This is a genomic window from Lysinibacillus sp. NPDC048646 (assembly GCF_050272295.1).
GTDB lineage: Bacteria > Bacillota > Bacilli > Bacillales_A > Planococcaceae > Lysinibacillus.
The window spans coordinates 38,254-59,097 of sequence record NZ_JBNNLZ010000014.1 but is presented as its reverse complement, the minus strand read 5'-3'; the positions used below and the strand labels follow the sequence as shown (position 1 = coordinate 59,097).

The 20,844-nt window shown below is 37.9% G+C and carries 21 protein-coding genes; 4 read left to right on the top strand and 17 right to left on the bottom strand.

From position 1 onward, the window contains the following. Window positions 1–4: 4 nt before the first annotated feature. From ACQKII_RS15275 to adh, 3 genes are all read right to left on the bottom strand, one after another. Complete coding sequence (locus ACQKII_RS15275) at window positions 5–973, bottom strand: DUF4003 family protein (RefSeq protein ID WP_427460653.1); 969 nt, start codon at window positions 971–973, stop codon at window positions 5–7. Window positions 974–1,355: 382 nt separating this feature from the next. Continuing rightward, window positions 1,356–1,718 carry a DUF779 domain-containing protein gene (locus tag ACQKII_RS15270; protein WP_427460651.1) on the bottom strand — a complete coding sequence of 121 codons (363 nt, stop codon included), beginning with the start codon at window positions 1,716–1,718 and terminating at the stop codon, window positions 1,356–1,358. 21 nt (window positions 1,719–1,739) lie between these two features. Beyond that, window positions 1,740–3,260, bottom strand: coding sequence for an aldehyde dehydrogenase (gene adh / locus ACQKII_RS15265; RefSeq protein WP_427460762.1), 1,521 nt, complete (start codon window positions 3,258–3,260; stop codon window positions 1,740–1,742). 243 nt (window positions 3,261–3,503) lie between these two features. On the opposite strand from adh, the gene rluF reads away from it, so the two are divergent. Next, window positions 3,504–4,205 (top strand): 23S rRNA pseudouridine(2604) synthase RluF, encoded by a 702-nt coding sequence (rluF, locus tag ACQKII_RS15260; RefSeq protein WP_427460649.1) that lies wholly within the window; start codon window positions 3,504–3,506, stop codon window positions 4,203–4,205. A gap of 23 nt (window positions 4,206–4,228) precedes the next feature. Continuing rightward, entirely contained in the window at window positions 4,229–4,948 is a 720-nt protein-coding gene (locus ACQKII_RS15255; RefSeq protein ID WP_427460647.1) for a DUF6904 family protein, read from the top strand. Between the two features lie 116 nt (window positions 4,949–5,064). Here ACQKII_RS15255 and ACQKII_RS15250 read toward each other — a convergent pair whose 3' ends face one another. From ACQKII_RS15250 to ACQKII_RS15190, 13 genes are all read right to left on the bottom strand, one after another. Beyond that, window positions 5,065–5,562: a cupin domain-containing protein gene (locus tag ACQKII_RS15250; RefSeq protein ID WP_427460645.1), complete on the bottom strand. Its 498-nt coding sequence runs from the start codon at window positions 5,560–5,562 to the stop codon at window positions 5,065–5,067. A 209-nt stretch (window positions 5,563–5,771) separates the two neighbouring features. Beyond that, window positions 5,772–6,479 carry an ABC transporter ATP-binding protein gene (locus ACQKII_RS15245; protein ID WP_427460644.1) on the bottom strand — a complete coding sequence of 236 codons (708 nt, stop codon included), beginning with the start codon at window positions 6,477–6,479 and terminating at the stop codon, window positions 5,772–5,774. Next, window positions 6,479–7,258, bottom strand: coding sequence for an ABC transporter ATP-binding protein (locus tag ACQKII_RS15240; protein WP_427460642.1), 780 nt, complete (start codon window positions 7,256–7,258; stop codon window positions 6,479–6,481). Before ACQKII_RS15240 ends, ACQKII_RS15245 begins: the two co-directional genes overlap by 1 nt. Beyond that, a complete protein-coding gene (locus ACQKII_RS15235; protein ID WP_427460640.1) occupies window positions 7,258–8,193 on the bottom strand; it encodes a branched-chain amino acid ABC transporter permease in 936 nt (311 codons plus the stop codon). The genes ACQKII_RS15240 and ACQKII_RS15235 overlap by 1 nt, the downstream gene beginning before the upstream one ends. Window positions 8,194–8,206: 13 nt before the next feature. After that, window positions 8,207–9,082, bottom strand: coding sequence for a branched-chain amino acid ABC transporter permease (locus ACQKII_RS15230; RefSeq protein ID WP_427460638.1), 876 nt, complete (start codon window positions 9,080–9,082; stop codon window positions 8,207–8,209). 207 nt (window positions 9,083–9,289) lie between these two features. Then, on the bottom strand, window positions 9,290–10,510 hold the full coding sequence (locus ACQKII_RS15225; protein WP_427460636.1) for an ABC transporter substrate-binding protein: 1,221 nt from the start codon (window positions 10,508–10,510) through the stop codon (window positions 9,290–9,292). A 412-nt stretch (window positions 10,511–10,922) separates the two neighbouring features. Further along, entirely contained in the window at window positions 10,923–11,531 is a 609-nt protein-coding gene (locus tag ACQKII_RS15220) for a class I SAM-dependent methyltransferase (RefSeq protein WP_427460634.1), read from the bottom strand. An 88-nt stretch (window positions 11,532–11,619) separates the two neighbouring features. Further along, window positions 11,620–13,494 (bottom strand): CotH kinase family protein, encoded by a 1,875-nt coding sequence (locus ACQKII_RS15215; RefSeq protein WP_427460632.1) that lies wholly within the window; start codon window positions 13,492–13,494, stop codon window positions 11,620–11,622. A 64-nt stretch (window positions 13,495–13,558) separates the two neighbouring features. After that, window positions 13,559–14,242: a DUF4956 domain-containing protein gene (locus ACQKII_RS15210; protein WP_427460630.1), complete on the bottom strand. Its 684-nt coding sequence runs from the start codon at window positions 14,240–14,242 to the stop codon at window positions 13,559–13,561. Window positions 14,243–14,264: 22 nt separating this feature from the next. Further along, complete coding sequence (locus ACQKII_RS15205) at window positions 14,265–14,966, bottom strand: polyphosphate polymerase domain-containing protein (protein WP_427460628.1); 702 nt, start codon at window positions 14,964–14,966, stop codon at window positions 14,265–14,267. A gap of 17 nt (window positions 14,967–14,983) precedes the next feature. Continuing rightward, window positions 14,984–15,847, bottom strand: a complete 864-nt coding sequence (locus ACQKII_RS15200; RefSeq protein WP_427460626.1) for a peptidylprolyl isomerase — start codon at window positions 15,845–15,847, stop codon at window positions 14,984–14,986. 175 nt (window positions 15,848–16,022) lie between these two features. Beyond that, complete coding sequence (locus ACQKII_RS15195; RefSeq protein WP_427460624.1) at window positions 16,023–17,450, bottom strand: ATP-binding protein; 1,428 nt, start codon at window positions 17,448–17,450, stop codon at window positions 16,023–16,025. Continuing rightward, complete coding sequence (locus ACQKII_RS15190) at window positions 17,434–18,120, bottom strand: response regulator transcription factor (RefSeq protein WP_427460622.1); 687 nt, start codon at window positions 18,118–18,120, stop codon at window positions 17,434–17,436. The genes ACQKII_RS15195 and ACQKII_RS15190 overlap by 17 nt, the downstream gene beginning before the upstream one ends. A 253-nt stretch (window positions 18,121–18,373) precedes the next feature. On the opposite strand from ACQKII_RS15190, the gene ACQKII_RS15185 reads away from it, so the two are divergent. Continuing rightward, window positions 18,374–18,709: a heme oxygenase gene (locus ACQKII_RS15185; protein WP_010860665.1), complete on the top strand. Its 336-nt coding sequence runs from the start codon at window positions 18,374–18,376 to the stop codon at window positions 18,707–18,709. Between the two features lie 107 nt (window positions 18,710–18,816). Here the strand turns inward: ACQKII_RS15185 and ACQKII_RS15180 are convergent, their stop codons facing one another. After that, the gene (locus ACQKII_RS15180; RefSeq protein ID WP_427460620.1) at window positions 18,817–19,833 is read right to left on the bottom strand and encodes a YeiH family protein; all 1,017 of its coding nucleotides are present in this window, start codon (window positions 19,831–19,833) and stop codon (window positions 18,817–18,819) included. A gap of 117 nt (window positions 19,834–19,950) precedes the next feature. On the opposite strand from ACQKII_RS15180, the gene ACQKII_RS15175 reads away from it, so the two are divergent. After that, window positions 19,951–20,832 carry a LysR family transcriptional regulator gene (locus ACQKII_RS15175; protein WP_427460618.1) on the top strand — a complete coding sequence of 294 codons (882 nt, stop codon included), beginning with the start codon at window positions 19,951–19,953 and terminating at the stop codon, window positions 20,830–20,832. The last annotated feature ends 12 nt before the right edge of the window (window positions 20,833–20,844 follow it).

Here is a 20,844-nt window from a genome sequence, read left to right as displayed (position 1 = left end):
TTTATCACGAAGAGCTCGTATTAGACGCCACAGCAGCTGCTGTTACTGCTGCCATCATCGCAGCCTGTTGCGCTTGTATTAAAAGCTCGATAGATGCCATTATGGACATAGATAATGACTGTTGTACCTTCGCCATATCATAAATAGCAATTTGTATTGCCATAAACAGCACAAATTCACGATGCCATTTTAATAATTTCATACCCTTTAATTCATGGTACAAATCAGCAATTTGCTGGATTTGCAGATTATTCACTTGAAGAATTGCTAAAAATCCAAGTAATGGATAGTGCATCGTTTTTACTTTTACATCTTGCTTTTTTAATATGTCACGAATATTAACAACGCTTGGCACAAGGTTACTATTGTATTGTGGAGATAAAAATGTTAGCACCTGAGATAGCCATTGTAATTCATTTCCTGCATTGAAATAATACGTGCGTAGCTCCTTATAATAACGATGCATTGTTTCCGCACGTAGGACAACGTCATCTGTTGGGCTACTTAGTAATACAGCATAAGGAATATCATCAAAAGAGGTTAAAAATCGATGATGTTTTCGAATCGCTTCATATAGAGCACGTGCTGTTTGTGCATGTGCTTGTTTCTCACTTTCAATTTTTGTTAAAAATTGAGCAGCTATAAAATTAAAATTCCCACTTTTAAATTTTTCTTCCTTTAGTATCTTTTCATTTATGAGTATATTTTTTACTGCCTGCTCGATATCATCTTGTTCCATTATGTTTGCAGCAATACTATATCCAATGTTTGCTCTTAGTGGAGACATCCATGACGTTTGCTTCTTTATCTCTTGTAATACTTCTTTATATTTTAGAGCATCAAAGGTTCTGCCTGTCGCTACAAATGTACTGGCAATAGCCAATATAATTTTACGATCGACCGACCATCCAGCTGCCTTCGCTATGTCCTCCACCGTTTGTGTAAATTGGTTTTCAATTATAACAAAATCCATCTTAAACACGCCCCTTTTTACTATTTACGTAATATTTCGTCGAAAAGATTCAATCATTTTGTAACAATTAACATAAAAAGTAAACTTAAATTAATGTATGTGACTAGGTTTTATATGGTTTAATAAAAATAAATCAGTAATTAATGGGGGATTATTATGATTGAAAGGACGACTAAAAAATCGTTATTCACTGAAACCTTACGAGATCGGTCGCAGCTTTTTTTAATATTACGTAGCGCTCAAAATAATATTAATTTACATAAACTTTTGCAGAAAAAATAGCCATAGAAAAACAGCGACAAAAAACATTGAAGTTCTTTTGCCGCTGTTTTTAAATTTTTATGCTATTGCTTTAGAGGGTCAATAAAACTTTTGCGAAACACTACTGAAACAAGCCCAATTCTTTTAACTCTTCTGTTGAAAAAGCTCTTGATCTTGTTAAAAACCGCTTACCTTCCACGCCCTCAAGAGAGAACATACCTCCTCTACCGTCAACAACGTCTAAGATAATTTGTGTGTGCTTCCAATAATCATATTGATTTTTATGCATATAAAATGGCGCCCCACCAATCTCACCGAGACATACATCCTGATCACCCAATATTAAGTCACCCTCTGGATAACACATCGGAGAAGATCCATCACAACATCCACCTGATTGATGAAACATAACCGGTCCATGTTTTTCTGTCAATAAATTGATTAGTGCCAGCGTTTCTTCCGTTGCTAATACACGTTCAATCACGCCTTTGCACCCCCTTACTGATTAGAAGAAACCTAGTTTGTTTTCGCTATAGCTTACTAATAAGTTTTTCGTTTGTTGGTAATGCGAAAGCATCATCTTATGCGTCTCACGACCGATACCTGACATTTTGTATCCACCGAATGCAGCATGTGCTGGGTAGGCATGGTAGCAGTTTGTCCAAACGCGACCAGCTTGAATACCTCGACCAAAACGATATGCTGTATTCATATCACGTGTCCAAATACCAGAACCTAAACCATATAATGTATCGTTCGCAATTTCTAATGCTTCTTCTTTCGTTTTAAATGTTGTTACCGCAACAACAGGCCCAAAGATTTCCTCTTGGAAAATACGCATTTTGTTATGTCCTTTGAAGACAGTTGGCTTTACGTAGTAGCCGTTTTCGAAACCTGCACCTACATTATTTTTTTCCCCACCAATTAGACACTCAGCACCCTCTTGCTTACCAATATCTAAATAGGAAAGGATTTTTTCCATTTGCTCACTTGAAGCCTGTGCACCCATCATTGTATTCTGATCTAGTGGATTTCCAACTTTAATGGCTTCTACGCGTTGCAGTACACGCTCCATAAACTTATCATAAATTGATTCTTGAATTAAGGCACGAGAAGGACATGTACACACTTCTCCTTGGTTAAGAGCAAATAATACAAAGCCTTCTACTGCTTTATCTAAAAAGGCATCGTCTTCATCCATAATATCTTCGAAGAAAATATTTGGAGACTTTCCGCCCAATTCTAACGTTACGGGAATAAGGTTTTGTGAAGCATATTGCATGATTAAACGACCTGTTGTTGTTTCACCTGTAAAGGCAATTTTCCCAATACGTGGATTGGATGCAAGTGGTTTCCCTGCTTCTAAACCAAAACCGTTAACAACATTTAGTACGCCTGGTGGCAATAAATCACCAATTAGTTCTACTAACACCATAATCGAAACTGGCGTTTGCTCTGCAGGCTTTAACACCACACAGTTTCCAGCAGCAAGTGCAGGCGCTAGCTTCCAAACAGCCATTAATATCGGGAAGTTCCAAGGGATAATTTGACCGACTACCCCAATAGGCTCATGGAAGTGATAAGCAACTGTATCATTATCTATTTGGCTTAATGCACCTTCTTGTGCACGTAAGGCTCCCGCAAAATAACGGAAATGATCAATCGCTAGAGGGATATCTGCATTCAATGTTTCACGTACCGCTTTTCCGTTATCCCATGTTTCTGCAACGGCTAACTTTTCTAAGTTTTGTTCAATGCGGTCCGCTATTTTAAGTAAAATGTTTGCACGCTCTGTTGCAGATGTTTGGCCCCATGCATCTTTTGCGGCATGTGCTGCATCCAGTGCATGTTCAATATCCTCAGCAGTTGAACGCGCTGCTTGTGTAAAAACTTGTCCAGTAACAGGAGTAACATTATCAAAGTATTGAGCTTTCACTGGGGGTGTCCATTCTCCACCAATGTAATTATCATATTTCTCTTTGAATTGAACTACCGACCCTTCAGTGTTTGGAAATGCATAAACCATTTTACTTCTCCCCTTTACACAAAATAATGAGAAAATACCTACAAAAATAGCTGTTTTATATCGAAATAACAATATTTTCATAGAAACCCTCTTACACAATATATTGTCAGAAACGAAAAATAATTTCAACTTTTTAGAATTTATTTTCCGGTGAAATTATTTTTGCTAGAAAAGCTTCTAGGATTCACGGTGCGCCCAACGATAATGTATACTTAAAATAATATAAATGTATAGGAGAACGGTATGCGTATTAATAAATATTTGAGTGAGACTGGCATTGTATCACGTCGCGGTGCTGATAAGTGGGTAGAAGAAGGTAAGGTAACCATCAATGGGGAGCTTGCAACTGTTGGCAGTCAAGTAGAAGCAGGTGATTTAGTTTGCGTAGACGGAAAAGAGGTAAAAAGAGAACAACAACTTGTGTATATAGTGTTAAATAAGCCAGTTGGCATAACAAGTACAACTGAACAGCATATAAAAGGAAATGTCGTTGATTTTATTAATCACCCCTTGCGAATTTTTCATATTGGTCGACTCGACAAAGAATCTGAGGGATTATTATTACTGACAAATGATGGTGATATTGTAAACAAAATTTTACGTGCAGAAAACCATCACGAAAAGGAATACATCGTACAAGTCGATAATCCTATTACAGAGCAATTCATCAAAAAAATGGGGGCAGGGGTTGATATTTTAGATACAACCACTTTACCTTGCTATGTTGAAAAAATTTCCGATAAAGTATTTAAAATTATTTTAGAGCAAGGATTAAATCGTCAAATTCGCCGTATGTGTTCCGCACTTGACTACTCTGTTAAAAGACTACAACGTATTCGTATTATGAATATTAAAGTCGGCAATCTAAAAATTGGGCAGTGGCGTGATTTAACTGAAAAAGAGCGAACAGAACTATTCAAACTGCTGAATTACACACCAAAATAATAGTAATTAAGGGGGATAGAGCTATGCTTTCAATTCAAAGTACCGAACAGCTGACAGGCGCACGGATTAGTGGTGACTTTTGGGATTTAGATCAACTCATTAATGCGATTTATAAAGTTACTGGAGATGAAAACAAATATTACGACTACCAAGGTGCGCGGCAGCGAATCCTTGGTATTTGCTATAATCTTCGCCATGCGGCACAAGGCGATCATCAGCTTGAATTTGTTAGTAATGGACTCACTAAAAGTGTACTTACGCAGCATGAAATCATTTTTCCAAATAAAAATGTCTATTATGCAACTGAAGTTCTTTGGCCAGAACTTATTTTTACGGCGATTGCATTAAATGACTTTATCCGCTTGCATCAGGAGCTTATCGATTCTTCAGAGTGGAATATTTATATTGCAACCATTCGTAAGTTCCAAGCGTCAGTTGCTGAATGCTTAGAGCAGGAGCTTGAGGACGATGAATATTTAGTATTTTTAAGAATGCTCCACACAAAAACTCCATTGACTTTCCGTTACGCTACACAATATGTAGACATACTAAATCTAGAATACATAGGTTTGAATTCCGAGGAACGCAAAGCTCATTTAGCAGCCTTCGCTCTCCGATTAATGCTTGAGGACGATGAATATGTAACACTCAAATCACAGTTGATGGAAGCTGCGATAACGACCAAAAAAGCGTTGCACGAGATCCAAATCAATGCTAACTACCCAGAAGAAATTTTGTGGTAAATCAAGAGGTTGTTCAATAAATAAAGGGCGATTAATTATAACGCCCTTTGACGTAGACACTTTACTTTCGCACAGAAAAAGCCGACTCCAAGTGCTTTGAGTCGGCTCTGTTATCGCTATTTAATTGTCTTATATGCCATTTTGCGAATGACAGCTTCATGTTGCGGATAATCTGCTAAAAGCTCATCTTGTGTAAACAATTCAAAGTCCGTAAAATCAAAGCCCGGAGCCACCATACAGCCTACTAAACTAAATGTATTAGCATCCTCTACAGACGAGCCAAAAATCGTGTTTTTTGGCACAGCTACTTGGGGTACCTCCCCTGCCTCCATATTTAACCCTAACTTCTTGGCCTCATATGTACCATCAGGATAAACCATATGGACAGTCAATGGACTTCCAGCATGGTAATACCAAAGCTCATCTGATTTTAAACGATGTAAATGGGAAATATCCTGTGAACGTAGTAAAAAATAAATACTTGTATATATTGGTCTTTTTACATCTCTTACAGCTATTTCTTCAGCCGATCTAAACGAAGAAATATAGTAACCGCCTTCTGGATGCTCTGCTAAATTTAATTTATCAATAAAATATTGGGCTGAATACTGCAAAAACCTCACTCCTTTCCCCCACCTTACCAAAAAATTAAGGTAAGAAGCTACCACTATCCATCATTTTAGCCTTCCTATCCGTCATTTCATCGTTTCTATCCATCACTTTTTCGATTCTATCCATCATTTCCGCAGCTCTATCCGTCACGCTGCGATTCGGAAAAATGAGAGGAGGTATCTCAATTAATTTTGAGACAACTCCTCTCCTATTATAGACCACCTAGATAAGCAGCTTTAACTTGTTCACTTTCTTGTAGTTCTTTTGCTGTACCGGATAATACGATACGGCCTGTTTCAAGTACATAAGCACGATTCGCTACTGATAGCGCCATATTGGCATTCTGCTCTACAAGAAGTACTGTAGTACCTTCTTTATTGACCTTTTCAATAATATTGAAGATATTTTTTACCATCAATGGTGCTAGACCCATTGATGGTTCATCCATTAATAGTAGCTTCGGTTTTGCCATTAATGCTCGACCCATCGCAAGCATCTGTTGCTCACCACCGGATAATGTACCTGATTGCTGCTTACGACGCTCCTCAAGACGAGGGAATAACTCGAATACATGATCCATATCCTTTTTAATGCCCGCTTTATCATTACGGAGATATGCGCCAAGTTCTAGGTTTTCTTCTACTGACATATTAGCAAATACACGGCGACCTTCTGGTACATGTGAAATACCTGATTTTACTATCGATTGAGCAGCCTTCCCAGCAATTGAGAAGCCCTCATATTCTATAATGCCACCTTTTGGTTTTAGTAAGCCTGACAATGTTTTTAATAATGTACTTTTACCAGCACCGTTTGCACCGATTAACGTTACAATTTCACCCTCGTTTACTTCTAAAGAGAGGCCCTTTAATGCTTGAATGTTTCCGTAGAATACATCAATATTTTGTACTTTTAGCATTAGCTGATAACCTCCTCACCTAGGTAAGCTTCAATTACCTTTGGATTGTTGCGAATTTCCTCTGGTGTCCCGTCTGCAATTAATTGGCCGTGATCGAGTACGTAAATACGTTCGCAAATTCCCATTACTAAACTCATATCATGCTCGATTAGCAGAATAGTTAAACCAAACTCTTTTCGAATAAACGCAATTAATTCCATTAAGTCGTGTGTTTCTTGGGGATTCATCCCTGCCGCTGGCTCATCCAGTAATAATAATTTCGGATTTGCTGCTAACGCACGCGCAATTTCTAAGCGGCGTTGCATCCCATATGGCAAGTTTTTCGCAAGCTCATTTTTATAAATGTCTAAGCCAAAGATTTTTAAGAACTCAAAAGATTGCTGCTCCATCTCTGCTTCACCTTTAAAGTGATTCGGTAGACGAAAAACCGATGCCCACATAGAGTGTTTTGCAAGTGAATGGTTCGCTACTTTTACATTATCTAAAACAGATAGTTCTTTAAATAGACGGATATTTTGGAACGTACGGCTGATTCCTTTTTGTGTTACTTGGTAAGGTGCGAGACCGTTGATCTTTTTACCCTCGAAAGTAATTATACCTTCAGTTGGCGTATACACCCCTGTTAGCATGTTGAAGCTCGTTGTTTTTCCAGCACCATTGGGTCCAATAAGTCCGACTAATTCACCGTGATTCAGGTACATATTAACGCCCTGTACTGCCTTTAAACCACCAAATTGAATGCCCATGTTTTCAACGTTGATAAGAAGGTTGCCAGTCATTATTTTGACCCTCCTTTTTTACCAAACTTGAATAAGTGCGTAATTTCTTTTGTCCCCAATAATCCCGTTGGACGATAAAGCATTACGATTATCAATACCAAACTGTAAATAATCATACGTGTTTCTGGGAAGTTCGCTAAATATGTTGAAACAAACGTCAAGAAAATGGCAGCTATAACAGAACCAGAAAGACTTCCTAAACCTCCAAGTACCACGTAAATTAAAATATCAAATGATTTTAAGAAACCAAAAGTTGTTGGTTGAATAATGTAGAAATTATGTGCGAAAATAGCCCCTGCAAGACCTGCAAAGAATGAACCAATCGCAAACGCCATTACTTTATAATAGGTTGTATTAATACCCATCGCATCTGCTGCAATTTCGTCTTCACGAATGGCAATACACGCACGGCCATGACGCGAGTTTGTAAAGTTTGCGATCACTAAAATTGTTAAAACAACACCAACGAAAGCATAAGTCCAAGTCGATAAATACTTAACCTGCATACCTGCTGCGCCACCAACATAATCAGTATTTAAAAAGACAATACGAATAATTTCCGCAAACCCAAGCGTTGCAATTGCTAAATAGTCTCCTTTTAAACGCAACGTTGGAATACCTACGATTAAACCAGCCACAGCTGCTGCAAGCGCCCCTAAGAAAATAGCTAATGGGAACGGAAGCATAAGCTTAGTGGTAATTATGGCTGAAATATACGCACCAACTGCTAAGAAACCAGCATGTCCAATCGAGAATTGTCCTGTAATACCAATGACAATGTGCAAGCTGACTGCAAGCATGATGTTAATACACATGGTGATTAACATATTTTTGTAATACATATCAATTGTTCCCGTTGTAATAAGTGCCTGAATAACTGCATAGATGACTAGCGCTAATACGGCATAGCCCCAGAATATTTTAGACTTTTTCATAGTTACCGCTCACCTACACTTTCTCGCGGGCGTTTTTACCAAATATACCCGATGGTCTGAAGATTAAGATTATAATTAAAATAACGAATGCCGCTGCATCGCGCCATAAAGAGTAACCAAGGGCACTTACCATGGATTCCACGACCCCTAGTAACATACCGCCAACCATCGCACCTGGAATAATACCTATACCACCAAGAACCGCTGCAATGAACGCCTTAATCCCTGGGATAACACCCATTAAAGGATCTATTTTTGTATAGTACACACCGAAGATAACCCCTGCGGCACCCGCCAATGCTGAACCAATTGCAAATGTTGCTGAAATTGTATTATCTACGTTAATGCCCATTAGACGTGCTGCATCTGCATCATGTGAAACTGCACGCATCGCCTTCCCGATTTTTGTTTTATGTACGATGAATTGTAAAAGAATCATCAGTACGACAGCTACAGATAAAATTAAAATTGAAGTACTGCTTATTTGAACACCCAATATATCCAATGTTCTATTTTTAAATACTTCAGGATATGCCGCTGGTTGCGCGCCCCTGAAGAAAATAGTCGTATATTCTATCAATAATGATACACCGATTGCTGTAATTAATGCTGCAATACGCGTTGCATTGCGCAAGCGCTTATATGCAATACGTTCTATTAACACACCAAAGATTGCGCAAACTGCCATCGCCAATAATAATGCTGGGAAGAAGCCAAGCTCCCATTTAGCAATTGCATAAAAGCCAATAAATGCCCCAATCATGAAAACATCACCGTGGGCAAAGTTAATGAGCTTAATAATACCGTATACCATTGTATACCCTAGCGCTATTAACGCGTAGATACTACCTAGTGAAATACCATTCACAAGTTGTTGTATCCATTCCATAAGCGTTCACTCCTTTTAGATTTTTTGAGGAATGCAAAAACGGGACGCATTTCTACATAATTCAGCGAATGCAGAAAAACTTGTGTCCCTCGTAAACAGTTATTTCCGATTCCTTATGCTAGAATCTATGCTTTTTTCTATGAGTCTAGTTGTCAATAATACATAAAAAGGGAAGGCGAGTTTGCCCGCCTCCCCCCTTGCCAAAAGTTAAGGATTTACTTTAGAGTTGAACACTTGTTTACCGTCTTTAAATTCAAGAACTGTTGCTGTTTTAATTGGGTTATGATTCTCGTCAACTGAGAATGTACCTGTTACTAAAGAAAGATCTTTTGTTCCCGCTAATTCATTTTTAATGGCTTTGCCGTCAGTAGAACCTGCGCGTTTGATAGCATCCGCAATGTAATAAATAGTGTCATAGCCAAGTGCATTAAATGCATCTGGTGCTTTGTCGCTGTTAGCTGCTTTAAACGCCTTTACAAAATCCTGGATTTTTTGATCTGGGTCTTCCGCAGAGTAATGGTTTGTGATGAACGTATTATTCAGTGCTTTTTTCCCAGCTAACTCTACTAACGTTGGAGAATCCCAACCATCTGCTCCCATAAGTGGTACTGTAATACCCATTTCACGTGCTTGTTTTACAATTAAGCCTACCTCTTCATAGTATCCAGGGATAAAAATGAAATCAGGATTAGCTGCTTTAATGCTTGTTAATTGTGTACGGAAGTCCGCATCTTTAGCCACGTAAGCTTCCTCTTTTACAACTTTACCGCCATTCTTAGTGATTGTTTCTTTAAATGACTTCGCTAAACCTTTTGCATAGTCAGAAGCATTATCAGCAAAAATTGCGACATTTTTTGCATCAAGTTCACCAGCAGCAAAGTTTGCAGCTACAATCCCTTGGAATGGGTCGATAAAGCATGTACGGAATGCATACTCATTTACGCTACCATCATCATTTACTGTGATATTTGGTGCCGTACCTGATCCTGTAACGATAGGAATTTTGTTATCATTCGCAATTTGCACCGTTGCTACTGTGTTACCAGAAGTAGCTGGTGCAAGCATTGCAACTACTTTATCTTGTGTTGCTAGTTTAATAGCAGCAGCAGTTGCCTCAGAGTTCTCTGATTTGTTATCTACTTTAATAAGTTCAATTTTCTTACCATCAATACCACCTGCATCGTTAATTTCTTTAACTGCAAGCTCCGCTCCTATGCCAATTGAAGAACCGTAAGACGCTACGTTACCTGAAAGTTCTAAATTGGCACCGATTTTGATCGTATCGCCGTCAGATGAACCCCCACCTGATGATGCCCCGCCTCCTGAGCTTGAATCATCTCCTGCTCCGCAGCCAGCAAGTACGCCAGCAAGAAGTGAAGAAGCTACTAGAAGTGAACCGAACTTTTTAAGCTTTTTGTTCTCTTTCATAATTAATTCCCCCTGAAAATTCTCAAATATTAGATATTTCAGATAATTATAAACAATTAAATGCATTTCCTCAATAGCAAAAATAATTATTTATAACTATCTATTTTCAAAACAATATATTATTCATTTAAGCCTTTTTCATTGTAAAACATTCTTTAAATTTAGTCTAGAGTGATTTTTCAGTATAATTAGTTTTTTAAGAATTATCTTTCAATTAATATGTGAGGTTAGTACAAAACAACCAATTATGATTGTTAAATTTTACAAAATAGATTCTCTGTTAAATAACAGTCCACCCTTTTTTTGAAAATTGCTTGTTATATTTTTTTCTTATCACAACGCTAAAAAAAGATGTCTCAAATACAATTGAGACATCTTTTTTAGTCAGCAAGTGAAGCGTTAGCTTCTTTTCTTAAACAGACACTTTTTTCAATGCAAACACACAAAGTCGTTCGTTGACATTTGTTTCATTTTCTAAATGTACCTCGTGTAGTAATTCAAAAGGGGTACCCTGATGCAAAAATTGTAAATAATCATAAGGTGGATAATATAAAATAATATGAATTTCACGCATATTCATTTCATATGATTTCCAGATATTATGAATGACTGTACGGAAAATATTGATGGAAAACGGATTAAAAAAGAAAAAAACATTGTCTTTTGGTTTAATAGTGTATGCTTCTGCGATTGAATGAACAAAGGAAATAGAAGCACGTGAACTCTTTTTATGACGGTAGCAATCCTTATTTTGCTCCGCTTCGGCATAAAAACCAGCATCCATTTCAATACCTACCGTTGGGATATGGAACTTATCGTTAATATAAATAGGGACACGCCCTTTTCCACAGCCCATATCGATAAATACAGGATTTTCGGGCATTTCATATGCTGTAAATAATTGTTCTAATCCCGTATATGGCGTAGGCTCGTATCGATGGTAGTGAGCTAGTTTTGGAAACCCATATTGCTCTCCAACGGTATTAATGTGCAAAAACTTATCGAATTGTTGTTCATTCATATATAGGACTCCTCAAAAAATGAATGCTTTATTGTAGCACGAGAAAAAGCAAAAACCATACCCAAAAGTTTTGGATATGGTGTATTTTTTAACGTCCTCTTCGATTAAATTTAAAAACAAAGAAAAGTGCACCTATTAAAACAGCAAACGAAATCATTGCTGAAAGCACTGTATTTTTATCTATCCCTGGAGCTTGCACTATTTGCTCACTATCATTTCTGGATTTATCCATTGGACCACCATTTTGGTCAGGTCGTTGCATTTGTCCTCCCTTTGGTTCTCCCCCTTGATCGCTGTCCCAATCGCCCTGTGGCATTTGTGAAGGATCGAAGTCCTCGGGTAATTGACTAGCATCAAAATCATCGGGTACTTGCGCTGGATTAGCGTTGAACGAACCTTCTGCATCGCTACCAGGCACACCCCTATCGTTTTTAGGGCCACCCTCACTTTGCATGGTCGTATTTGCTTCAACCACAAGCTCGCCAGACAGCTGTTTTAAAATTGATTCAGAACGAGCTTTCGCAAACTCAGGTAAGCTATTTTCACCTTCTACACCTTCTAAAAACTGTTCGGTTGTGGAGAATTTTGTAGGATCAGCTTCCACATAGGTTGTTAATAGAAGTGCCAACTGCTTCGTAATGTTGTGTACATAGTCTTCTGTAAAGTAATTGGTCGCTATTTCTTCTAAATAGCCTTCATAAACAGCACGATACGCATCATTCGAAAGTAAAGCATTTAGTAGTGGACGTTCTTCTAACGAGGTGCCAGAAACAGGTGTTGCAACACTAAAATTAATAGCACTATCCGCCATTAGATTACTTGACATGCCAAGCCCCATGTCCATACCTTCCTGTTTTTGTTCACCATTCGGCTGTTGCCCCTCTGGTGGTTGCCCACCATTTACGGGTAATTCCTTTTTAGCTGCATCTGCAGTGGATTTCACTGATTGTTCAGCATCATTATTACCATCTGCTTGCTCTTCTTCTAATACAGCAGTATTGGACTGTAGTTGATTTGCATTACCACCCATTCTGCCGCCTCCAGCGCCAAAACCACCAAATGACATATTATAGTCCCATGGTATTATGGAGAACACACCATCATTCTCATACAAATAGTAATTGTGCTTCATATTCCCCTGATAGCTATCCAGATTCACAAGGGCCGTGTTCGCAGCGAAGTAGCGTAGCATTTCATCGACGTCAATATATTGCTCAATATCGCCACCATTATTGATGACATCTAGCATGTCAATAATTTTCGATTCATCTATTTGGTCTTCATTCGTTTTTAAACCGATACCTGTGTAGTCGGCAATATCATCACTGATATATTTTAAATCACTGCCTGTCCCATCTGGCTTATATAAAAATCCGTTATTCGAACCATAGTTATTCGCTAAGAATGTTTCATCGACCGCTTCTACGCCTAAATATAAACCTCGTTCTTCACCATTTACTGTAACATACATATACGAGTGAGCCGGCGTTGGTAAACCCATTTGTTCCATTAACTCATAGGAAATATATTCTCGCATCAATGTGGAATCGCTATAATTATTGTTTAAATTTAGTTTCTTCAAGCCATATAAGCTTTGTGTATCATCGTAATAATCAAAATCAATTTTTAAACTATAGCGATCTGAATCACTATTAACCACCGAACGCAGCGATAAATTTCCCTTTGTACGAATGGCCACATTTTCTGTTTTTTTGCCATTTATCGTGATATCTGCTTGCTTAAGCTCCTCATCTGCAGCATTTGCTAGCATGTCTGCCCAATCCTCTTCAGCTATTTCAATATCTACCGTTGTGACTTTGCTTTGATTAAAAACAAGTGTTTCATAGGAAAACTCGGTATTTTTTGTTTCAATACCTAAATTCGGGAGTACCGCAAACATTACTAAAAAGAGTAGGAGTAGAATCGTCATGCTGAAATAGACAACTCGATTTTTAATCATCATCTAGTACCTCTTTCGTAGTAGTTAAGAAGAGACCTGGATTTCATTAACTCTCCTCATGACATTATTAAGCCGTAAAATTACCATCATAGCTAAGCATAATAGCTGATTTTACCCCAGGAACCTTTGCAACAATGTCCATCAGTTTTGCATCATTTTGTTTAATACGAATTTCATAAGTAGCCTCGATTTCCTCATCTTGCATAATTGATTTTGATTTTAATGCAAATTTTTTAGCTTGTGCTGAAATGATGCGTTCCACCTCTTCATAAGCTACATCTTCCTCAAACTTCACTATTAATAGATAAGGATTTTCAACCGTAATTTTATTTACGAATACTAGTAATACTAGACCTATTAATACAGCCCCAACTATAACAAGTGGAATGAAACCTGCACCACAAAGAATTCCTGAAACTATTGCCCAGAAAATATATACTAAATCCATTGGATCTTTAATAGGTGTACGGAAACGAACAATTGATAAGGCACCTACCATACCAAGAGATAACAGTACATTAGAGCTGATCCCCATAATGACTAACGATGTTGCCATTGTCATAACGAGCAACGAAATATTAAAAGAATGAGAATAAATTACACCATTGAATGTTTTTTTGTATACAACATATATAAATAGCCCAATAAAGAAAGCTACGACTAAACCAATAATTGAATCTGTTAATGAAAATGATGTCGTCTTTTCTAAAAAATTGGATTTAAAAATATCACTAAAATTCATATTATCCATTGTTAACTTCTCCTTTTATTCATCAGCCGTACATGCGGCTAAGTTGATATTTTGAATACGCTTCGGCGCGTGTATCTACTGATTGTAATAAGTATTTAATGATGTCTGGCAAGTACTCATCATATTTCACTTCTAAAATAACAAGATTAGGTTCAAGCACATCAACCATCGGCAGATTGTTATTGAACATATCTGTATTGCGCAAACTGGACTGTACCTTACTATCAAACGTTACACGCACATTTCCAAATGGATAGATATATGCCTCTCGTTCATAATCAACAACCGTCATTGGCTTCAATTGGTTATATTTCATCTGTTGATATAAATCACGAATTAATTCTCGTTCATCTAACTCCATCCATGAGATAGTGCCAATGCGCATTTTTTCAAATTCTTGTCGTGATAGTGCACACTTTGTTTTGAATGTTAAATTATTGCGTTTACTTTTACGTTCTAAATTCACGACAGCAGAGGATTTCCCATAAATCCGTACCCGGTATTTATCACGATTTAAGTAACCTTCTTTTTTCTCATTTAATACTTTGTTTGCAAAATTATCGAAATATGTGCTACGGATTAGATACTTGCCATTCGCGGTCGCATTTTTATCCAGCTGCATCACATGCTGAAGCTTGCTTTTTAACAGCGCATAGTCTGGATAAGAGATCGCTTGTTTAATTTCCTTTCGACCATTTGGATTAAACGATGTCTGTATTGACATGTTGCACGCTCCTTCCGTCATTTCGTTTTAATTTCATATTGTTCTTTTTTTTCAGTTAGCCAAGACGTATACGCTTCACTAACGCGTTCTTCAAGCATTGTTGCATAAACTTCCTCTTTGACATCATCGAACACAGCTTCTTCCGCAGGCACTTTACTGGTCACTTTAATAATGTGATAGCCTTCTGCGGTTTGAACTACCTCGCTGACAGCCCCTTTTTCAAGGGAAAATACCACTTCTTCAAATGACTCATCCATTTGACCACGGCTAATATAGCCTAAATCTCCACCTTCATCACTTGTGTCAACATCTAGTGAAAATGATTGCGCTAGCTCGGCAAAATCTTCACCTGCTTGTACCTTTGCTAACACCTCTTTTGCAGCCGCCTCATCTTCCAATTGAATATGACTTGCCACAACTTGTTCTGCTTGTCCGTAGCTATCCTTATTGTCTGTAAAGTATTGAGCTACTTCCTCATCCGCAATCTCAATGCTTGCCGCTATAACATCTTTCGTTAGCTGATACATGCGAATATTATCCTTTACACTATCTATCGTTAAACCGTTTTCTTCCAAAACATCTTGTACGGCATCCTCTCCTCCATATGATTCAACCAACTCATCATATTCCGTTTGGATCGTCTCATCCGATACAGTGATACCTTCTTTTTTTGCTTCCATTTCGACAATTTTATTGTTGATTAGTGTGTCTAGCACTTCTGCACCATATTGATTGCGTAATGCCTCATCTAGCTCTGTTTGTAAGATCAGCTCACCCTCAACCTTCGCTACATAATCACTACTTTCGCTGCAACCTACCAGCATAACTATTAAAGCACAAGGCAAAGCTATCATTCGTAGAAACCTTTTGTACACGGTCATTTTCTATATCTTCCTTTCCGTTTACTTCATCGTTTACATTGCTTACTATAAGGGTCTAATGTGTCAGTCAGATGTCAGCTTTACAATTCCTTTTATGAAATATTGCTTCTCACGCCCACCCACTCTGATAATCCGAGACTTTTCAGACAGTCCCATGAAAAAAGCTACCACGCAATTACAGCGTAGTAGCTTTTTTAAGTGTTATTTCAAAGTATGATCCTGATGGAGTACTGCCAACCAATCGTAAATCACCACCAATCGATTGTGCCATCATTTTACTTAGCGGTAGACCCAAACCGAGCCCACGTACAGAATATTTTTTATTTTCCCCTCTATAAAAACGCTCAAAGATAAACGCCTGATCTTCCATAGGGATACCAGCCCCTGTGTCCTTTACTGCCACTACAACAACATTATCCTTTTGACTTAAAGTAATTGTTATTATACCTTCCTGCATGGCTTGCTTTGCATTGGTCAAAAGGTTCGTTAAAATTTGCTGCATGCGTACAACATCCGCTTGTACCTTTACAGCCTCTGCAAGGAAATGCACTTGTATCTTCACATTTTGCTCATCCTGCATTACTTCCCATTGCGCTACCGCATCACGGACTAAATTGTTTATATTCACCGTTACAAGCTTAACGGGAATTGCATCCACAGCAAAATTATTAAATGCAAGTAAGTCGCCCACCATGGTTTTCATTTTCGTCGTTTCTATGAGAGCCATTTGAAGAAATTCATCTGCATCCTTGCCGGTTACGACGCCATCTCTCATCGCCTGCAACAATCCACTAATTGAAGTGACAGGTGTTTTTAATTCATGTGTGACACCTGCAAGTAGCTCTGTTCGTGTTTTCTCTAGTTGTTGTAGCTTAGTTGCCATTTCCTTAAAGGACGATACCAACTCATATATTTCTTCTTCTTTATTATTTTGAGGCAATTCAAACGTATAATTTCCCTCTTGTACCTGTTTTGCAGCCTCTGCCACCTGTTTTATAGGTCGAGCTAGCCGTTTCGATAAAAAATAAATCGCTCCCCACCCTAATATTGCAAGCGCTCCAATGAGCAAGGCAAGTTGCCCGTATGCTTGGTCAACCTTTGTTAGATTCTGCTTTTTTTCTAGCACAAGTACCCAACCTACAACCTCATTGTCTTTTTTAATTTTCTTTTTCACTACATATTGAACCGTCTTGTCGCCCTCACTAGTCTCAATCATTTTTTTCGTGCCTTCTTCACCATCTAGCAGGTTGGCGACGTTTGTTGCACTTCCTGGTGGCACTGGACGATTACTTGTTAAGACATTTCCTTCTACATCTACTACGTACAAGATGGGATCGATTTCTCTCATACTAAAACGTTCCCTATTTCCAATAAAACCTGGAATACCACCAACCGGTCCATTGTTAGGACCATTCGTATCCGTCAAACGATATATTGTCTCATCAGCTAAAAATTCCATCAATTCAAGACGATTTTCAAACGCTGTATGACGAATCCATACCGCAGAAATAAATGAAATAATAGCCAAACCTACAAAAAGTGTTAGTAAGTAGCGACTCGTCCAATAGTTAAGTAAAGAGACTCGTTTATTTTTTGTGAACACTTAACTGATACCCCAATCCACGCAATGTTTTAATTTCGCCCTCTGATTCATCCCAGTCTGCAAGTGCTTTACGTAATCGCTTCACCGCTAAATCAACCGCTCTATCGCTACCTTCATATTGCCAGCCCCATACCTGTTCAATAAGCTGATCACGTGTGAATGTTTGATTTGGATGCTCTGCTAAAAATAGCAGAACCGATAAATCTCTAGGTGTTAACACAATTTCTTGCCCTTTAAGAACAACCTGATGTGCCTGCATATCAACCTCTAGCCGTCCAAATTGTTTTTTTACAGTAGATTCACTATTACCTTCAGAGCGCCTTAGAACAGCTTTTATTCGTGCCACTACTTCATCAGCTATAAAAGGTTTTGCAATATAATCGTCTGCCCCTTGCTCAAAACCATCTAAACGATCACTCACATCACCTAACGCCGTTAACATAATAACTGGACAAGAGCTAACTTCTCTAATTTCCTTCAAAATAAGCCAGCCATTTTTCTCCGGTAACATAATATCTAATAACACTAAATCTGGCTGATGCTCGTGAAACAATTCTATTGCTTGACCACCATAAAAACATTGTTCTACTTCATAGCCGACCTTCTTTAGATATGCTTTTAGTACTTGGCTAATTGCAAACTCATCTTCAATTACTAATATTTTCGCCATTCATTCACCACCTTACTAATAGCACGTTCTAGTTTTTGTTGATTATAGCATCCAATTATGTCAGTTTCATGTCAAGAAACATTGTATATTGCTCTGAACCCTTTCGAGGTAAATAGAATATCTCAAATTTTAACGCTATCTATTGACAATGACTTCCTGCGCCACTTATCATTGATTGCGAATGATAATCATTGATAATTCATTCAATAGTAGATTTTTCTATGTTAAAGAAAATGATTAGGGGGGTAATAACATGATTATTGTTACAAATCGTATTCAAGTAAAACCCGGCTTTGCAGCGAAAATGGCGCCTAACTTCACAAAACCAGGTCCACTACAAAAGTTCGAAGGTTTTCATAAAGTAGAGGTATTAATTTCGACAGATGATCCTACATATGACGAAATGAGCGTCAATATGTATTGGGAAACGAAGGAACATTTCCAAGCTTGGAGAAATAGTGATGCCTTTGCAGCAGCACACCACCGTCCTGAACCAGGATCTGAAGGCGCAAAGCCTGAAAATAGTCCGCTCATCGGCAGTAAAATTGTTATTGCTGAGCTTGCTTCTTCAATTGAAGCATCACACTAATCACTTATTCGAATCCTGTTAAATCATCTTCTGATTCTATCTAAAAAAACCCTGCCTATTTGAATAAAAAGGCAGGGTTTTTTATTGAATAATAGAATAGCGTTCCTTTAGTGAAATAGAATTACTAATACGTAGCCAAGAACTGATAAACAAACAGAACCAATCAGTCCTGCAATAAATGCTTTTTTGCCTAATTGTTTAAAGGTTTTTATTTCTACGTTTAACCCCAATCCAGCCATTGCCATAGCAATTAGAATATAGGCACAGTTCACAATAAATTGAGCAATAGCAGATGGTACAATACCAAGTGAATTAAAGGCACTCATCGCTAAAAACCCTAGAATAAACCATGGAATAATTGAGAGGGAAAAAGCCTTTTTTTCTTGTCCCTTCTCACTTCTTTGGTACATTATACTAATTACTATTGCTACTGGTACAAGCAATGCCACACGCGTAAGCTTTACAATGACCGCCATATCAACGGCTTCATTTCCTCCTGCAGCTGCTGCTGCAATGACATGGGCAATTTCATGCAATGTGCCCCCTGCAAAAATACCGTATTGCGTCGATGTTAAACCAAATAGTGAGTACATTACTGTGTAAACAAGTGTAAATACTGTACCAAGTAACGCTACAATCGCAGCACCTACAGCTGTTTCTTTTTCATTTGCTTTAATTTGTGGTGCGATGGCCACAACTGCAGCAGCTCCGCAAATAGCTGTTCCACATGCCGTTAAAATGCCGAGCTTTTTTTCTACATGAAAGATTTTCGTTAATCCATATACAACTACTAATGCAAATAATAAATTTAGTATTGCAATGACAAATACGCTTGCCCCAGCATGATAAATATCCGCTAAATTCAAGCGCATACCAAGCAAAATAATGCCAAATCTCAACAACTTTTTACTCGAAAAGGAAATGCCCGTTTGCCACGAATCTTGTACATTGAAAGTTGCCCTCCAAGCCATCCCAATAATTATTGCAATGACAAGCTGCCCCAAAATAGAGAAGAAAGGAAAAGTCGAAATATATTTTGCGACTAAGGCAATACCGAGCGTCAATATTACGCCCTTTATAAAAGGTGGTGCTAGAAATTTTTTAATCCCCTGTTGTCTATCCATGCTGTTCACTTCTTTCGTCCTTTATGATTATTACTTTATTAAAAAGTTAATCATCAGTAAAATACATATATATAATCGCAATCATTAATATTTCTAATCATAAGGGGTGTAAGTACCGTGCAATATGATGCCTTAAAAACGTTCATCACGCTAGTGGAGGTAAATAATTTTACGAAAACCTCAGAAATTTTACACATATCTCAGCCAAGTGTCAGTTTGCATATAAAAAATCTAGAACAAGAATTCCAAACGACTTTATTTATTCGCTCACCAAAGTCGGTGCAAATTACACCTACTGGTGAGATTTTATATAAACGAGCAAAGCAAATTATCGCCATTGCTGAAGCAGCGAAGGAAGATATTTTAACCTTTCATCATGCGATTCAAGGTACGCTCATAATCGGTGCTAGCTTCACGATTGGAGAATATATTCTACCGCCCATTTTGTCCAGCATACAGCAGCAATTCCCTCAACTTGAACTACAGGTTATTATTGGCAACACCAATGAAATCATACAATTAGCGAAGTTATTACAAGTCGATATTGGGCTCATTGAAGGGCAAGCACTTGACAATGAACTCATTATCCAGCCATTCATGCAAGATGAGTTATTTATTGTCGGTGCACAAAATCACGCACTTGTTAAGCAATCAAACATTACCGTTACGGAATTACAGCAACAAAATTGGGTCGCACGTGAGGCGGGCTCCGGAACACGTAATTATTTAGATCATCTGTTTAGAACAAATGGCCTCCAAGTGCGATCGCTACTGACAATCAGTAGCAATCAAGGCGTGAAAGAAAGTGTTATACAAGGGCTAGGTCTTTCCCTACTATCTCGCTGTGTTATTGAGCGTGAACTAAAAAATGGCGACCTTGCAATTTTGCCATTTGAAGGGCAACATTTTATGCGAACATTTTCTTATCTGTACGCACCTACAATGAAAAATAATCGAAATGTTGAAACCCTCATTGAATTTATAACGAAGAAAAGCTAACAATTGAAAAAA

Excerpts from the sequence above, each read along its gene's own strand:
- ACQKII_RS15215 (WP_427460632.1), bottom strand. The coding sequence starts at position 13,494 with ATGATGATTAAAAATCGAGTTGTCTATTTCAGCATGACGATTCTACTC.
- ACQKII_RS15255 (WP_427460647.1), top strand. The coding sequence starts at position 4,229 with ATGCTTTCAATTCAAAGTACCGAACAGCTGACAGGCGCACGGATTAGT.
- adh (WP_427460762.1), bottom strand. The coding sequence starts at position 3,260 with ATGGTTTATGCATTTCCAAACACTGAAGGGTCGGTAGTTCAATTCAAA.
- rluF (WP_427460649.1), top strand. The coding sequence starts at position 3,504 with ATGCGTATTAATAAATATTTGAGTGAGACTGGCATTGTATCACGTCGC.
- ACQKII_RS15225 (WP_427460636.1), bottom strand. The coding sequence starts at position 10,510 with ATGAAAGAGAACAAAAAGCTTAAAAAGTTCGGTTCACTTCTAGTAGCT.
- ACQKII_RS15200 (WP_427460626.1), bottom strand. The coding sequence starts at position 15,847 with ATGACCGTGTACAAAAGGTTTCTACGAATGATAGCTTTGCCTTGTGCT.
- ACQKII_RS15220 (WP_427460634.1), bottom strand. The coding sequence starts at position 11,531 with ATGAATGAACAACAATTCGATAAGTTTTTGCACATTAATACCGTTGGA.
- ACQKII_RS15240 (WP_427460642.1), bottom strand. The coding sequence starts at position 7,258 with ATGACTGGCAACCTTCTTATCAACGTTGAAAACATGGGCATTCAATTT.
- ACQKII_RS15180 (WP_427460620.1), bottom strand. The coding sequence starts at position 19,833 with ATGGATAGACAACAGGGGATTAAAAAATTTCTAGCACCACCTTTTATA.
- ACQKII_RS15275 (WP_427460653.1), bottom strand. The coding sequence starts at position 973 with ATGGATTTTGTTATAATTGAAAACCAATTTACACAAACGGTGGAGGAC.
- ACQKII_RS15230 (WP_427460638.1), bottom strand. The coding sequence starts at position 9,082 with ATGGAATGGATACAACAACTTGTGAATGGTATTTCACTAGGTAGTATC.
- ACQKII_RS15235 (WP_427460640.1), bottom strand. The coding sequence starts at position 8,193 with ATGAAAAAGTCTAAAATATTCTGGGGCTATGCCGTATTAGCGCTAGTC.
- ACQKII_RS15185 (WP_010860665.1), top strand. The coding sequence starts at position 18,374 with ATGATTATTGTTACAAATCGTATTCAAGTAAAACCCGGCTTTGCAGCG.
- ACQKII_RS15245 (WP_427460644.1), bottom strand. The coding sequence starts at position 6,479 with ATGCTAAAAGTACAAAATATTGATGTATTCTACGGAAACATTCAAGCA.
- ACQKII_RS15205 (WP_427460628.1), bottom strand. The coding sequence starts at position 14,966 with ATGTCAATACAGACATCGTTTAATCCAAATGGTCGAAAGGAAATTAAA.
- ACQKII_RS15210 (WP_427460630.1), bottom strand. The coding sequence starts at position 14,242 with ATGGATAATATGAATTTTAGTGATATTTTTAAATCCAATTTTTTAGAA.
- ACQKII_RS15190 (WP_427460622.1), bottom strand. The coding sequence starts at position 18,120 with ATGGCGAAAATATTAGTAATTGAAGATGAGTTTGCAATTAGCCAAGTA.